Raw genomic sequence first — 13,856 nt, 5'->3', positions numbered from 1 at the left:
TGTGAGGATGAAGGCGTGCTGCTGACGACGCTCTTCTCTCTGCCCACCACCATGGCCCTGGACGTCGACGACGAGGGCCGCATGCTGGTCCTGTACGACGGCACCGGCACCCGTCAGGTCAACGAGGTCGACCCGGACGGGACCTGGCGTGCACTCACAGATCTCGACGACACCTGCCGCGGCGCCCAGTTCGTTCCGGGCAGCAGCCGCGTGGTCGTCGAGCACGACACCGGCGGCGACGAGCGCGGTCAGCTCTCGCTGCTCGACCTCGACGAACCCGGTCTGCCCACACTGACCCCACTGGTCCACGACGCCGAGTACATCCACCACCTGGTCGCAGCTCGCGCCGGCAGCGTTCTCTACACGACGAACCGCCGCAACGGCGTCGACTTCGACCTCGTCACCCACGACCTGGCCACCGGCCGCGAGACCGTCCTGTACGACGGCGGCGGCTGGGTGATGGGCGTCGACCCGTCGCCGGACGACAAATGGGTCGTGCTCTCGAAGGCCAGCAGCCCGGCCAACTCGATGCAGCTGCTCCTGCTCGACACATCAAGCCGGTCCGTCACCGAGCTCACCGCGGAGGACGCGCACAACGACCAGGGTCCGGTCGCCTGGCTGCCCGACTCATCCGCGTTCCTGGTGTCCAGCAACGCCGACCGCGACCGGATGGCAATCCGCCGGTACGACGTCAGCGCCGCGACCTGGAGCGAGCTACTGGCGGACGACGCCCGCGACCTCGCCGGGTGGCCCTCACCGGACGGCGAGCACCTGTTGGTCGGCGTACTGGAGGACGGGGAGGTCACCCTGGCGTTGCACCGGTTGGAGGACGGGGCGGCGATCGCTCCGCTCGACCTGCCCGCCGGTGGTTGCGCGGGCCTGTTGTACGCCAACCCAGATCCGATCTGGTCGCCGGACGGCTCGTTCGCAGCGATCACCTACAACTCCCCGGTCGTCCCGCCGACCGTGTACCGGTTCGTGCCGGGCGGTGAACTGACGGCGATCCGCACTGTGGAGGTTCCGGCCGAGCTGCAGCACCCGGAGAGCCTGCGCGTTCCGTCGTTCGACGGCGAACAGGTGCCGGTGTTCGTGTTCCGGCCTACCGGTCCGAGCCTGGGGTCCACAGTGGTGCACGTGCACGGCGGTCCAGAAGGCGCCGCGATGCGGATCTGGAGCCCGATCATCTCGGCGCTGGCCGGTGAGGGCCACACCGTCGTCGTACCGAACGTCCGCGGCTCAGCCGGCTACGGCAAGCGCTGGTACTCGCTGGACGACCGCGAGCTGCGACTGGACTCGGTGAAGGACCTGGCCGCGATCAACGCGTGGCTGCCGACGATCGACGGGGACTCGAAGCGCGCTGTGCTCTGGGGCGGTTCGTACGGCGGGTACATGGTGCTGGCCGGTGTCGCGTTCCAGCCCGACCTGTGGGCGGCCGGCGTGGACATCGTCGGAATCGCTTCGCTGGTGACGTTCCTGGAGAACACGTCGGACTACCGGCGGTCGATGCGGGAACGCGAGTACGGGTACCTGGCGACGGACCGGGAGTTCCTGGAGTCGGCGAGTCCGCTCAGCCGCGTCGACGACATCCGGGCGCCGCTGTTCGTCATCCACGGCGCCAACGACCCACGGGTCCCGTTGTCGGAGGCAGAGCAGATCACGGACGCTCTGACGAAGCGCGGCGTACCGTGCCAGCTGCTGGTGTACCCGGACGAGGGCCACGGTCTGGCCAAGCTCACGAACCGCCTGGACGCGTACCCGCAGGCGTTCAGCTTCCTGCGAGACCACTTGGGGTGAGAGTGGCGGCGGTCGCGTCGAGTCGTACCGGCAGTCCCAGCGGTACGGCGAGGTTCAGCGCCTCATGTCCGATCGCCGCACCCTCCACCGTCGGTACGCCGAGTGGCTCGAGCCGCTCGCGGATGGTGTCGCCGAGCCCCTCGCCGCCCTTGCTGAAGTCACCGATGACCAGACCGGTCACCTGCTCGAACCACCCGGCGCGCAGCAGCTGAGTGAGCAGCCGGTCCGCCTGGTACGCCTCCTCGTTGACCTCTTCGAGTACGACGACACCCACCGGTGGCGCGTACGTCGGCGTACCGATGCTTGCCGCCAGCAACGCCAGGTTGCCGCCACGCAGTAGACCCTCGGCAACGCCGTCCACCACAGTGCGTGCCCCAGCTGGTGCCAGCAGGTCAGTGACGGTCTCCGGCTCGAACAGGAGCGCCCGCAGCCGCTCACGCCCCGCATCCGTGTCCAACTGCTCCACAGCAGCAGCCATCGGCCCGTGGAGAGTCACGAGACCACGTGCGTTCAGCGGCTCGTGCAGCGCGGTGATGTCGCTGAACCCGACGAACCACTTCGGTACGGCGACTAGCTCGTCAAAGTCGACGTACTCGAGCAGCCGCTGCACGCCGTACCCGCCCCGTGCGCAGAACACCGCGGCGTACTGCGGATCCAGCCAGGCGTTCCGCAGGTCTTCGGCACGTGCCTTGTCGTCGGCCGCCAGGTACTTGAACCGCTCGTGCCCGGCCAGCACCGACGGCATCACGTCCACCTCGAGTCCCCAGGACCTGAGGTGGACCACTCCAGCGTCGAGCCGCGAAGCATCCACCGGCCCCGACGGCGCCACCACAGCAACCCGGTCCCCATTCCGCAGCCGCTGCGGCACCACCACGTCAGTCACCCCGCCGACGCTACCAACCGACCTGCAACGTCGAGCTCTTGGAGACCCCGTTCACCGTTACACCCAGCTGGGCCGTGCCAGGGCGTAGTGCGGTCAGTACGCCGGTGGACGGATCGTAGGAGGCGACTGCCCAGAACGGGGCGGTCTTTGCCGGGCCGATGTGCAGCGTGGACGAACCCCACCAGTCAGCCGACACCGGGAACGCCACTGGGATCCGCCGGCTCTCCTGTACGACGGTCGCGGCCGCTGCACCAGTCTCGCCGGGGCGCATGGAAGCCGGCGCGGCCAGTTCGAGGGAGTCGACGTGTGGTCGCAGCTCGACCTGGAACCAGGGTTGTGCCGGCGAGGCCACCGTCGCGATGCCGACCAGTGCCCACCCGGTGAAGCCGCCGGCGTCCGGTGCCGCCGCGGGGCTCTTGCCGGAGTTGCCGGTCAGCGGGAGCAGTACGCCGTCGGTCCGGGTCGCGGCGAACGTGCCCGCGTGCGCCGCCATGTAGGCCGCACCCTTGCCGGTCGAGGCGCGGAAGTCGGCGAGCCACTTCACGATCATCGCGGCTTCCTTGCGGTCACCGAGCTGCGAGTTCTGCGTCGGCGACGGGTCGTCGATCGGGTGGTGCGCCATCACCACGACGTTCTTGATCGACTTGTTCGTCGCCGCGTCGGCGAGCTGTTTGCGGAGATCGAGGATCTGGTCGAACCCTCCGGCCCGCAGCGATCCGAGCGACGAGTCCCGCAGTACGAACCGCGTACCCAGGTGGTCGAACGTGCTGGTCGCGTTGCCGAACACCTTCTTCCACTCGGACAGGTCGCCCGGTCCGTAGGTCTCGTGGTTGCCCGGCACGTAGTGCACCGGTACCTTGCCGGCCACCTCCTCGTCGATGATCTGCTTGGCCAGCGCGATGTCCGGACCGAACGCGCGGTCCACGAAGTCGCCGTTGATCACCAGGAACTCGGGCTTCTGCGCGAGCGCCTCGCGGATCGTCCGGCGGGCCTGCTTCACGTAGTCCGAGTTCGGGTCGTCGGAGGTGAACTGCGCGTCGGACATCACCGCGAACCGCCAGCGACCGCTCGTGGTCACGGTCCCGTCGGTGACGACCATCGGGTCGATCACCTTCGCCGGCGGATCCATCGTCACCGGCGGCGCGCTGCGGACGGTCAGGTCGTCGACGACGATCCGGCCCGAGTACTGCCGGGTCGGCGAGGTCTCGACGACGTAGATCCGCCAGAAGCGCAGTGGCATCGTCAGCCCGGACGGGATGTCCGCCTCGACGTACTTCCACCCGGTCCAGTCGACCGTGGGAGCCAGGTTGAGCGTCTGCGCCGAACCACCGGCCGCGTCGTACGCGTTGGCGCGCAACCACGCTCCCTTGCCGTCGCCGTACACCCAGGCGCCGAGCTTTTGCGGCTGCCCCGGCAGTGTCTGCTGCGGAGTCTGCGAGAGGTACGCCGCTCGCGTGGCAGTGCTGCCCGTCAGCGAGTAGTCGAGCGCGATCGCCTGCCCGCCGTCATGCCCTTCCGCAGCGGACCGCGTCGCCGTCGCGGCACCGGCCGGTACGGCGTTCGCTGCCCACTTGGTGACGTCGTCGAGCTCGTCAACCACCGTGCTGGTCAGGCCGGCCGTGATGCTGAGCTGCGTGCTGAGCGTGCCGACGGTCGCGGTCACCACGGCCGAGACGGCCTCGCTGCTCACCGCGGCGACCTCGAAACCATTGCCCTTCGCAACGATCTTCACCAGCGCCGGGTCGTAGCTGAGCTTGACGTCGCGCGGCTCGATCCAGGTGGAGAACCCGTCGGCGTCGTACCCGTCGACCTCGAAGAAGCCCTTGGCGGCGGCGTCGGCGAGCGACACCTGCCGGGTCGAGGGCGCCAGTCGGGTCGGCGTACCGAGGACTGTCATCGGGAACCTTCCGTTCGCCGCACCACGGGTCGCGGTGACGATCGCGTCGCCGGCGCGGCGGCCGATGACCACACCGTGCTGGTCGACGCGGACGTTGCTGCCGGCGTACCAGAACGGCGTACCGGTCGCGGGCGCGTAGGTCTCGTCGTGGCCCGTGGCGCTGAGGACTCGGCTGAGTCCGGTGAGGACGCGGGAGCTGCGGGAGAGGTCGGTGTCGGGGCTCTCCTCGGACGTGCCGACGGCCTCGACGCGGAAGCCCTTGAGCTGACCGGAGCCCTTGACCGGGACCAGGCCCAGTCCGTTCGGGATCAGTCGCTCGCCACCGTCGGACGGGTCGTTCACGACCTCCGGCGCGGCCTTGCCCGGGGTCCGGGCGAGCATCGTCGAGGAACCGCCGCCGTCCAGGTTGAGCGCGTCGTCAGCCCCGAGGCTGATCATCAGCTGGCCCATTTCCTTCAGCGACAGACCCCGCGAACCGGTGGCCCGGCCGTCGACGGTGAGCAGGATCATCCGGCTCCCGTCGGCGTCGAAGCCGATCGCAGTGCGCGGCGCGAGGTCGGCGTCCGGCACGGTGTCCGGGACCTTGCCGTCCTTCGCGAGCTGGTAGTTGCCGCTGACGGCGGCGGCCACCTCACCTGCGTCCGGGCGCAGGCCGTACTCGACGCCGACCTTGTCGCCCACCTCGAACGCGGTGAGCGCCTCGGCGCCGGCCTCGCGGCCGATCAGCGCCTGCTCTCCTGCTGCCAACGGGGTGGTGGCCGGAGTGGTTGCCGAGGAGACGACCACACCGTCGCGAAGGATCACCTCGCGCACGGTCGGCAGGCCGTCCACGGTCCGGGTCCGGGCCGCGTCGCCCCACTCCGGGGTGTAGAGGCCGATCCCGCCGGCGTTGACGGTCGGCGAGTTGAGGTTGGTCAGCTCGAGCTTGGTGGCGTCGTCGTCGGTCGCCGTACCTTGCAGGAACAGCTGGGCGATCCTGCCGAGGCCGTCCTTGCCGATCACCGCGGTGTCGTTGTGGCCGGCGGCGGGCGCGTTGAGCAGCTTGCCGCTCTGCTCGACGCCGACACCGAGCGGCGCGGTGGTGTCGTTGATGTCGAAGAAGTCACCGTTCACGCCGGCGATCGCGCCTTTGCGGGCGAGCTGCTGGCTGAGCGGCTGCCCGCCGGACACCTTCCCGCCGTTGTTGACCAGGTCGACGGTCACGCCGTGCTTGTCCAGGTCGGTGTCGAGGATGTCCCCGCGCTGCCAGCCCTTCGCGTCGAGGCGCTCGAACGACGTGTAGTTCACGCCGGGCGCCACCGGGCTGTCGTCACGTGACGTCAGTACGCCGGTCTCGGCGATCGCGGCATCCGGGATGCCTGTGGTCGTTTCGCCGGCAGCTGGACTGACGAGGACGCCGGCCAACAGGCCACCTACGCCGATCGCTGTGGTCAAGGGACGGATGAGCGACACAGGAGCCTCCCCACGGTGGACGGACGCGGTCATCCGACGCCGCGCGCGCTACCGCCTCATGAGCCGCAGGTGTACGCCGATCAACCGACCGGTGACAAAGTAACCCCTGCGGTCACCGTGTGGAAGGTTTTCTTCTCAGTTCGTGGCGACGGGGCGCCCGGAGGTCTGCCAGGCGTGCATGCCGCCGTCGAGGTTGATCGCCTCGCGGCCGAGCTGGTTCAGGAACTGGGTGGCCATGCCGGAACGGCCGCCGACCGCGCATACGCAGAGCACCTTCTGGTCCAGCGGCACCTCGCCGACCCGCTCCTGCAGCTCGCCGAGCGGGATGTGCGTGGCGCCCTCGATGTGCCCACGGTCCCACTCGTCCGGCTCCCGCACGTCGAGCACGAAGGCCTTCGTCAACAGGTCGTCGTCGAGCTCAGCCACCACGACCGAAGGAATCTCCTGGTTCCGGAACATGCCCCCAAGCATGTCAGACCCGGGGGCAGGCGGCTGCCCGGAGTCCGGATTACACGTTGACAGCGGACGGCGGATTCCTGACTCAGGCGGCTTCGACCTTCTCGGTCTTCTCCTGGGCGTGGAGGCACTTGCCGAGGTTCACGAAGAAGAAGATCAGGCCGAGGGTGATGGTGATGTGGCCCAGGCCGGAGATGCCGTCGAGGGCGGCGCCGGGCTCGTGGCCGAGCACGGTCATGGACCCGCGGACGATCATCAGCCCGACGGTGAGCGCGAGGCCCGCGTTGTAGACCCAGAAGAACGCGGTGAACAGCTTGCCCGCGGTCAGGGTGAAGACCTTCTCGAGCGCGAGCACGACCAGGAAGAACAGCATGCCCAACGCCAGGATGTGGGTGTGGACGACGCTGAGTTGCGTGTCGCCGGTGAAGTCGTTCAGCTTGGTGAACTCGCGGTAGTACAGCCCGCTGAGCAAGCCGAGAATCATGTAGATGTCTGCTGCCACGTAGATCTTCCGCATGAGGAGGGAACCTACTTGAGCAGCTTCGACAACCTCCGGTCGGCCAGCGGTTTGCCGCCGGTCTGGCAGGTCGCGCAGTACTGCAGGGAGGAGTCGGCGAAGCTCACCTCGCGGACGATGTCGCCGCAGATCGGGCACTTCTGGCCCTTGCGGCCGTGCACGCGCAGACCGGACTTCTTCTCCGACTTCAGGTCCTGGACGGCGAGGCCGGCGGAGCGGTCGACCGCGTCCTTGAGGGTTTCGCGCATCGCGTCGTACAGGGTCTGGAGCTCGTCGTCGGACAGGTTCGACGCCGGTTTGAAGGGGCTCATCTTCGCGACGTGCAGGATCTCGTCCGAGTATGCGTTGCCGATGCCGGCGATCACGGACTGGCTCCGCAGGACGCCCTTGAGCTGGACCCGGCCCTGGCGTTTCAGGATCTCGCCGAAGTCCTCGAGCGACAGCGTGAACGGGTCCGGTCCGAGACGGGCAATCCCAGGCACCTCGGCGACGTCGCGCACGACGTACACCGCGAGTTTCTTCTGGGTCCCGGCCTCGGTCAGGTCGAACCCGGAGCCGTCGTCGAGGACCGTCCGGAGCGCGATCGGCCCCTTGCCCGGGCGCACCAGGCCGGTCGACTGCTCGTCCTTCCACCGCAGCCAGCCCGCCCGGGCCAGGTGGATCACCAGATGCACGCCCTGCGCGGAGATGTCCAGGAACTTCCCGTGCCGCTGCACGTCGTCGATCAGCAACCCGACCATCGCCGAGATCGGCGGGTCGTAGGTTTTCAGCGCACTGATCGCCGTGATGTCGGCCCGCACAAAGGCATGCCCAACCGCCCGCTCCCGCAGAAACACGGCCAGCGACTCAACCTCCGGCAACTCAGGCACCCTCCTAGTGTGCCTGACGCCAGGGACAGTTCCGGTGGATCACCCATGGAGGATGGTTGTGCCGGGCGGTAGTTTCGGGGGCAACAGAGTAGGGAGGCCCTGATGGGGTTTGTGAAGACGATGCTCAAGGGAGCTGTCGTGGCCAAGTTGGTTCAGGTCGCGCAGCGCGAACTGAGCAAGCCGGAGAACCAGCAGAAGATCAAGCAGGCGGTTCAGAAGGTGCAGCAGCGCAGGGCTCACTGAGGCTTGTGGGCCTGCAAGGTGTAGGTGGCGGCCAGGCGGTGCGGGTTCTCCGTCAGGCGCCACTCACCTTCGGCGTCCTCGGTCATCAGGCCGGGCAGGGCATTCCACGGTGCGCTGTCGTGCTCGGTGAGTGAGTCGAACACCAGACCGGCCGTCTGGACGGCGGTGATGGTCTCGCCGAGGCCGTGGTTCCACTCGTGCGTCATGGTGCTGTTGAACTCGGCGTCGGTCTCGACGTAGGTCCCACCTTCGTCGACCACGCTCGGGTCCGCGGTCTCGAAATACGGGTACCGCACGTCGGCGTACCGCTCACCCGGCTCCAGGGTGCCCAGCATCGGATGGCCCTCACGGACGAACAGCCGCCCGCCCGGCTTCAGTAACCCGGCGACGACCTGCGCCCATCTGCCAATGTCCGGCAGCCAGCACAGCGCCCCGATCCCGGTGTACACGAAGTCGTACGCCGACGCGCCCAGCACCCGCACCGCGTCGTACGCATCAGCCACGTGGAAGTCGACCGACAACCCGAGCCGTGCGGCCAACGACCGACCGTGCTCGACGGCCGGCTCTGAGAAGTCCAACGCACTCATCCGCGCCCCGAGCCGCGCGAGTGACACGGTGTCAGTGCCGATGTGGCACTGAAGGTGTACGCCGCGCAGCCCACTGACGTCACCGAGCCGCGGCCGGTCGAACCGGACCACTTCGCTGAGGTACGACGGGTCGGCGAGGAAGTCGTCCACGTGGTAGCTGGGCGACGCCACGTGCGCCGGCACCCGCTCGTCCCAGTTCGCCCGGTTGACCTCGCGATAGTCACTCACACGTTTGAGGGTAGAGGTAGCTCTACCTTCGAGGAGGATTCAGCGCGACTGTGCACTCAGGGTTGCCCTGATGTGCTGGAGTGCATGAGCCAGGTACTCGATCGAACGCGGATTCAGGACATCGACGCGCTGCGTGGTTTCGCCCTCCTGGGCATCTTGATCGTGAACATCACCTTCGCCGCCTCCGGGTTCCCGATCCACCTGGCGCAGAATCCGGCGTACGACTCCTGGCTCGACCACGCCGTCCACTGGCTGTCCTCGGCGTTCGTGGACATGAAGTTCTACCTGCTGTTCTCGTTCCTGTTCGGATACAGCTTCCAGTTGCAGATGGAGGCGGCGCAGCGGGCGGGTGCAGCGTTCAGACCGCGCATGCTGCGGCGGCTCGGCGGCCTGTTCGTGCTCGGTGCACTGCACGGTGTCTTCCTGATCACCGGCGACATCCTGAGCGTCTACGCGATCATCGGCCTGGTCCTGCTCGCCATGCGCCGAGTGAAGGACCGTACGGCGCTCCTGGTCGCAGGAGTCATCTACGTGTACCTCTTCATCACCCTGGCTGTCGCTGCGCTTTTCGTCGACAGCACGCAGTTCATGGACCCCACCACGGCAGTAGCAGCCGCACAGGAGACGACTGCGAACCTGGCGGGGTCGTTCAGCGATGTCATCGGCGAGCACGTCCGCGCGCTCCCGACGTACGGCCTCTCGCTGCTGACAGTGCAAGGCCCGACCACGCTGGCAGCGTTCCTGATCGGCATGGTGTCCGGTCGACGGCGACTGCTGCAGAACACGCACGGGGCCGATGCGCTGCTGCGGCTCATCCAGCTGGTCGGCTTCGCGATCGGTATCACCGGCGGGCTCGTCTACGCGTCGGGCGGTAACGGCGATACCAGGGCAGTGCTGATGAGTGTGATGACAGCACCGTTCCTGACTGCGGCGTACGTCGCTTCACTGCTGCGGATCATGCACTCGGACCTCGGGCAGGACATCCGCCAACTACTCGCGCCGGCCGGCCAGATGGCCTTGTCGAACTACCTGGGGCAGTCAGTGGCGACCATGGTGATCTTCACCGGTGTCGGCTTCGGACTGGCGGGTCAGGTGTCTCCATTGGAGACGGTGGGCCTCGCGGTCGGCATCTTCGTCCTGCAGGTGCTGCTGAGCCATGTCTGGCTCAGCAGCTTCCGCTACGGCCGGTCGAAGGGGTGCTGCGGGCGGTCACCAACGCGACCACCCCCAGCTGGCGGCTTCAGGCCGCGTGACGGCCGTGGTGCAAGCGGGTCGTGCGGATGGTGTGCACGGTCCCGGTGGTGGAAGCAGGCTTGTGGTTGAAGGGCTTGGCCGCTGCGCCGAGGGCGAGCAGGTCCAGCTTGGTCCGGGCCACGTCACGATCGTCGGCGATCCAGGCGCCCCGCGGTCCGGCCGCCGGGCCGGTCGAGTTGCGCCTGTTGCTGATCTCCAGAGCCGCGATCACGGCCAGCACGATGACTACGAGAACGATGTATCCGGTCATGGCAGTAATGCTTCCATCTATCAGATCCTGCCACTAGTGGCACTATTGACATAGTCCGACAAATTACTGCCATACTGGCGAGATGCTGCAGAAGATCGCCGTCGTCCTGATGGAGGACGTCGCCCTGTTCGAGTTCGGAGTCCTGGCCGAGGTCTTCGGAATCGACCGCACCGACGACGGTGTGCCGCCGTTCGACTTCAAGGTGTGCTCGACCACGCCGGGCGTGCCGATGGAGACGAGCTCCCACTCCCAGGTGGTCGCGCCGTACGGGCTGGAAGAGCTCGAGGACGCCGACCTGATCGGCATCCCGGCCACGACCTGGCGGCACGCGTACGACGAGCGGATCCTGGACGCGCTCCGGCGGGCCGAGGCGCGCGGCGCGATCCTGCTGACGGTCTGCTCGGGCGCGTTCGTCCTCGGGGCCGCCGGTCTGCTCGAGGGCAGGGCCTGCACGACGCACTGGCGCTACATCGACAAGTTCCACGACCAGTTCCCGGCCGCGAAGCTCGACCCGGACGTGCTGTTCGTCGACGACGGCAACATCATCACCAGCGCCGGCACCGCGGCCGGGATCGACGCCGCCCTGCACCTGGTACGCCGCGAGCTCGGCAGCGCCGTCGCAACCCGGATCGCCCGCCGGATGGTGGTCCCGCCACAGCGCGACGGCGGCCAGCGGCAGTACGTCGACGTACCGGTGCCGGAGTCGTCCGGGGAGAGCCTGCAGCCCGTCCTCGACTGGATGGTCGACAACCTGACCGTCGACCACACCGTGCCCGCACTGGCCCGGCGCGCACAGATGTCGGAGCGCACCTTCGCCCGCCGCTTCGTCGCCGAGACCGGTACGACGCCACTCAAGTGGGTGACCACCCAGCGTGTCCTGCGCGCCCGCACGCTGCTCGAGCAGACCCGGATGGGCATCGAGCAGATCGCCGCCGAGTCAGGATTCGGGACGGCCGCACTGCTGCGGCACCACTTCCGTAGGGTGGTGGGCGTGCCACCACAGGATTACCGCCGCACCTTCCAGACCACCGGCTGATGGTTGCCTACCGCAACGCTTCCGCGACCGACATCGACGCAGTACTGAGGTTCTGGGCGACCGCCGCCGAGGACTCGCACCGCCCGCCGGACTCGGCCGACGCCGTCCGACGGCTGATCGAGCGCGATCCGGAGGCACTGATCCTTGCCGTCGACGGTGACGCGGTCGTCGGCTCGATCATCGTTGGCTGGGACGGCTGGCGCTGCCACCTGTACCGCCTGGCCGTCGCGCCGACCCATCGCCGCCAGGGCATCGGCCGCGAACTCGTCACCCGCGCCGAGGCCCGCTTCCTGACGTACGGCGGTACCCGCGCCGACGCGATGGTGCTCGACGACAACGCGCCCGCGCACCGCGTCTGGTCCACCGCCGGCTACGCGCCGCAGCCCGAGTGGTCGCGGTGGGTCAAACCGCTCTGAGCCGCCCGATGTGAGGTATCCATCACCGTGCGGATTTGCATCGCCACCCCACGCTCTGCCTAAGGTCACAGGGGGGTAACAGCGATGTAGATGGAGTGGTTGTGACGACGCCGGACCGCCCCCCGGGCAGGACCGCACGCCGATTGAGTTGGGACGTGGTGCGTGTCCTGGCGGTACTGGCAGTGATTTTCACGCACACGACGTACATGGGTCCGTTCCTGCACCCTGAGCTCGGCGCACCGCTCGGTCCGTACCCGTTCCAGGTCGGCGCCAGCATCCTGCTGGTGATCAGCGCGTACTTCGTCTGCGTGACGGTCCGGAAGGGCTCGACGTACCGCTGGCTGTGGCGGCGGGTGTGTCGCGTGCTCCCGCCGTACCTGATCGCTGTGCTGTTCACCTACTTGGTCGTGGTGCTGCTCGCGCCCAGCAACTGGATCCTGCCGACGCAGCGCGACCTGTGGAGCAACCTGACGCTGGCCGCCTCGTTCGACCCGGGCGTCCAGCTGATCGACGGCTCGTACTGGACGCTGCCGCTCCAGCTGATGGCGTTCGGCGCCGCGGCACTGCTCTGGCCGCGCGGCCTCGGGCAGCGGATCACCACGCTGCTCTGGATCATGATCATCGCGCCGGTCGTGCTGCAGTGGAACGACCGCATCGGCCACAGCCCGTTCTGGGTGCAGCAGGCGTGGAACGGTCTCGGACTGCATCGCCTGCAACTGTTCGCGATCGGCATCGCGATCTGGCTCTGGGCGCAGCGACGCATCGGTGTGGTGCATCTCGCCGCCCTGCTCGCGGCGACCGTCTTCGCGCAGCACGCGCACACCGCGGACCTGCCGTCGTCGCTGGGCATCGGGGTGTTGCTGGTGATCGTCGCGCTGGCCGCGCGCGGCCCGGACTGGACAGTGCTCTCCAGGTTCCGGCGGCCGATCCAGTTCCTGGCGCGGATCTCGTTCGGGCTGTACCTGCTCAACCAGGTGGTCGGCTACCTGATCGCGTACCGCCTGATGGAGCTCGGCGCGGGCCGGCTCACTCAGATCGCGGGCGCGGTGATCGGTGTGATCGGGCTCGCCTGGCTGCTGACGAAGTACGTCGAGGAGCCGACGTACCGCGCACTCGCCAGCCTCCGCGTCCGCGGCCTCGGGGCGCGGGCGTTCGCCTGGCTGACTACTTGACATCGGATACTCACGAACTAATACTCGATTTCGAGTAATCGAGATCGAGGAGGGCGCATGGCGCGGCGCAAGGTGGCGAACCCGCTGGCGTTCGCGGTGCTCGGGAGTCTGAGCGAGCGGCCGATGCACCCGTACGAGATCTCGACGATGCTCCGGGCCCGCGGCAAGGACCAGAGCATCAAGGTGAACTACGGCTCGCTCTACTCGGTCGTCGCGGCGCTGGAGAAGCACGGCTTCGTCGAAGCGCTGGAGACTGTCCGGGAAGGCAACCGGCCGGAGCGGACCGTCTACCAGATCACCGAGGCCGGCTCTGCCGAGTTCGGCGACTGGCTGGCGGAGCTCGTCGGTACGCCGGCGCGCGAGTTCCACCCGCTGGAGGCCGGTCTCGCGTACCTCCCCGGTCTGCAGCCGGACCGCGCTGTCGAGTTGCTCGAGCAGCGGCTCAAAGCGGTCGACACGGAGATCTCGGAGGTCACAGCGGCTCACGACCACATGGCCTCGTTGGAGTTCCCGCGGATCTTCTGGGTCGAGTCGGAGTTCCGGCTGGCTCTGCTGCAGGCGGAGTCGGCGTACGTGCACCAGCTCGTGGAGGAGATTCGCACGGACACGCTCAGTGGCTCCGGGTTCTGGCGTCAGGCCTGGAAGCTCTACCTGGAGGAGGGCATCAGTCCGGCCGAGCAACTGAAGGACCCCGTCAAGTACTTCGGGCAGGAGTTCGCCTGGATGCAGGCGATACCGCCGGAAGCTCAGTAGAGAGACGGCCCTCGACCCACGGTGCGGCAACACCAGGGTCAAGGGCCGC

General features: G+C 68.1%; 14 protein-coding genes. 7 read left to right on the top strand and 7 right to left on the bottom strand.

Going from position 1 to position 13,856, the window contains the following annotated elements:
* The first annotated feature begins 15 nt into the window (after positions 1 to 15).
* The gene (locus EV649_RS28245; protein ID WP_241998762.1) at positions 16 to 1,794 is read left to right on the top strand and encodes an alpha/beta fold hydrolase; all 1,779 of its coding nucleotides are present in this window, start codon (positions 16 to 18) and stop codon (positions 1,792 to 1,794) included.
* Here EV649_RS28245 and EV649_RS28240 read toward each other — a convergent pair.
* From EV649_RS28240 to EV649_RS28220, 5 genes are all read right to left on the bottom strand, one after another.
* Entirely contained in the window at positions 1,766 to 2,677 is a 912-nt protein-coding gene (locus EV649_RS28240; RefSeq protein WP_130386636.1) for an LD-carboxypeptidase, read from the bottom strand. The two genes, EV649_RS28245 and EV649_RS28240, sit on opposite strands and share 29 nt — an antisense overlap.
* 10 nt (positions 2,678 to 2,687) lie before the next feature.
* Complete coding sequence (locus EV649_RS28235) at positions 2,688 to 6,026, bottom strand: phosphodiester glycosidase family protein (protein ID WP_241998760.1); 3,339 nt, start codon at positions 6,024 to 6,026, stop codon at positions 2,688 to 2,690.
* 135 nt (positions 6,027 to 6,161) lie between these two features.
* Entirely contained in the window at positions 6,162 to 6,485 is a 324-nt protein-coding gene (locus tag EV649_RS28230) for a rhodanese-like domain-containing protein (RefSeq protein WP_130386634.1), read from the bottom strand.
* Positions 6,486 to 6,567: 82 nt separating this feature from the next.
* Positions 6,568 to 6,999, bottom strand: coding sequence for a DUF2871 domain-containing protein (locus EV649_RS28225; protein ID WP_130386633.1), 432 nt, complete (start codon positions 6,997 to 6,999; stop codon positions 6,568 to 6,570).
* Between the two features lie 11 nt (positions 7,000 to 7,010).
* Complete coding sequence (locus EV649_RS28220) at positions 7,011 to 7,868, bottom strand: DNA-formamidopyrimidine glycosylase family protein (RefSeq protein ID WP_130386632.1); 858 nt, start codon at positions 7,866 to 7,868, stop codon at positions 7,011 to 7,013.
* A 102-nt stretch (positions 7,869 to 7,970) separates the two neighbouring features.
* Here EV649_RS28220 and EV649_RS41255 point away from each other — a divergent pair, with 102 nt between their 5' ends.
* The gene (locus tag EV649_RS41255; protein ID WP_165546414.1) at positions 7,971 to 8,111 is read left to right on the top strand and encodes a hypothetical protein; all 141 of its coding nucleotides are present in this window, start codon (positions 7,971 to 7,973) and stop codon (positions 8,109 to 8,111) included.
* Here the strand turns inward: EV649_RS41255 and EV649_RS28215 are convergent.
* Entirely contained in the window at positions 8,105 to 8,926 is an 822-nt protein-coding gene (locus EV649_RS28215) for a class I SAM-dependent methyltransferase (RefSeq protein WP_130386631.1), read from the bottom strand. The two genes, EV649_RS41255 and EV649_RS28215, sit on opposite strands and share 7 nt — an antisense overlap.
* Before the next feature lie 84 nt (positions 8,927 to 9,010).
* Between EV649_RS28215 and EV649_RS28210 the strand changes: the two genes are divergently transcribed.
* Positions 9,011 to 10,249, top strand: coding sequence for a DUF418 domain-containing protein (locus EV649_RS28210; RefSeq protein WP_130386630.1), 1,239 nt, complete (start codon positions 9,011 to 9,013; stop codon positions 10,247 to 10,249).
* Here the strand turns inward: EV649_RS28210 and EV649_RS28205 are convergent.
* Positions 10,167 to 10,430, bottom strand: coding sequence for a hypothetical protein (locus EV649_RS28205; protein ID WP_130386629.1), 264 nt, complete (start codon positions 10,428 to 10,430; stop codon positions 10,167 to 10,169). The genes EV649_RS28210 and EV649_RS28205 overlap by 83 nt on opposite strands.
* An 82-nt stretch (positions 10,431 to 10,512) precedes the next feature.
* Here EV649_RS28205 and EV649_RS28200 point away from each other — a divergent pair, with 82 nt between their 5' ends.
* From EV649_RS28200 to EV649_RS28185, 4 genes are all read left to right on the top strand, one after another.
* Positions 10,513 to 11,466, top strand: coding sequence for a helix-turn-helix domain-containing protein (locus EV649_RS28200; protein ID WP_130386628.1), 954 nt, complete (start codon positions 10,513 to 10,515; stop codon positions 11,464 to 11,466).
* Complete coding sequence (locus EV649_RS28195; protein ID WP_130386627.1) at positions 11,466 to 11,882, top strand: GNAT family N-acetyltransferase; 417 nt, start codon at positions 11,466 to 11,468, stop codon at positions 11,880 to 11,882. The genes EV649_RS28200 and EV649_RS28195 overlap by 1 nt, the downstream gene beginning before the upstream one ends.
* 155 nt (positions 11,883 to 12,037) lie before the next feature.
* Positions 12,038 to 13,054, top strand: a complete 1,017-nt coding sequence (locus EV649_RS28190; protein ID WP_157996332.1) for an acyltransferase — start codon at positions 12,038 to 12,040, stop codon at positions 13,052 to 13,054.
* A gap of 57 nt (positions 13,055 to 13,111) precedes the next feature.
* Positions 13,112 to 13,807, top strand: a complete 696-nt coding sequence (locus tag EV649_RS28185) for a PadR family transcriptional regulator (protein ID WP_130386625.1) — start codon at positions 13,112 to 13,114, stop codon at positions 13,805 to 13,807.
* Positions 13,808 to 13,856: the final 49 nt, after the last annotated feature.

The sequence above is a fragment of the Kribbella sp. VKM Ac-2569 genome (genome assembly GCF_004216905.1).
Classification (GTDB): domain Bacteria; phylum Actinomycetota; class Actinomycetes; order Propionibacteriales; family Kribbellaceae; genus Kribbella.
The sequence above is the reverse complement of the archived record's forward strand: the minus strand, read 5'-3'. Positions and strand labels throughout refer to the sequence as shown.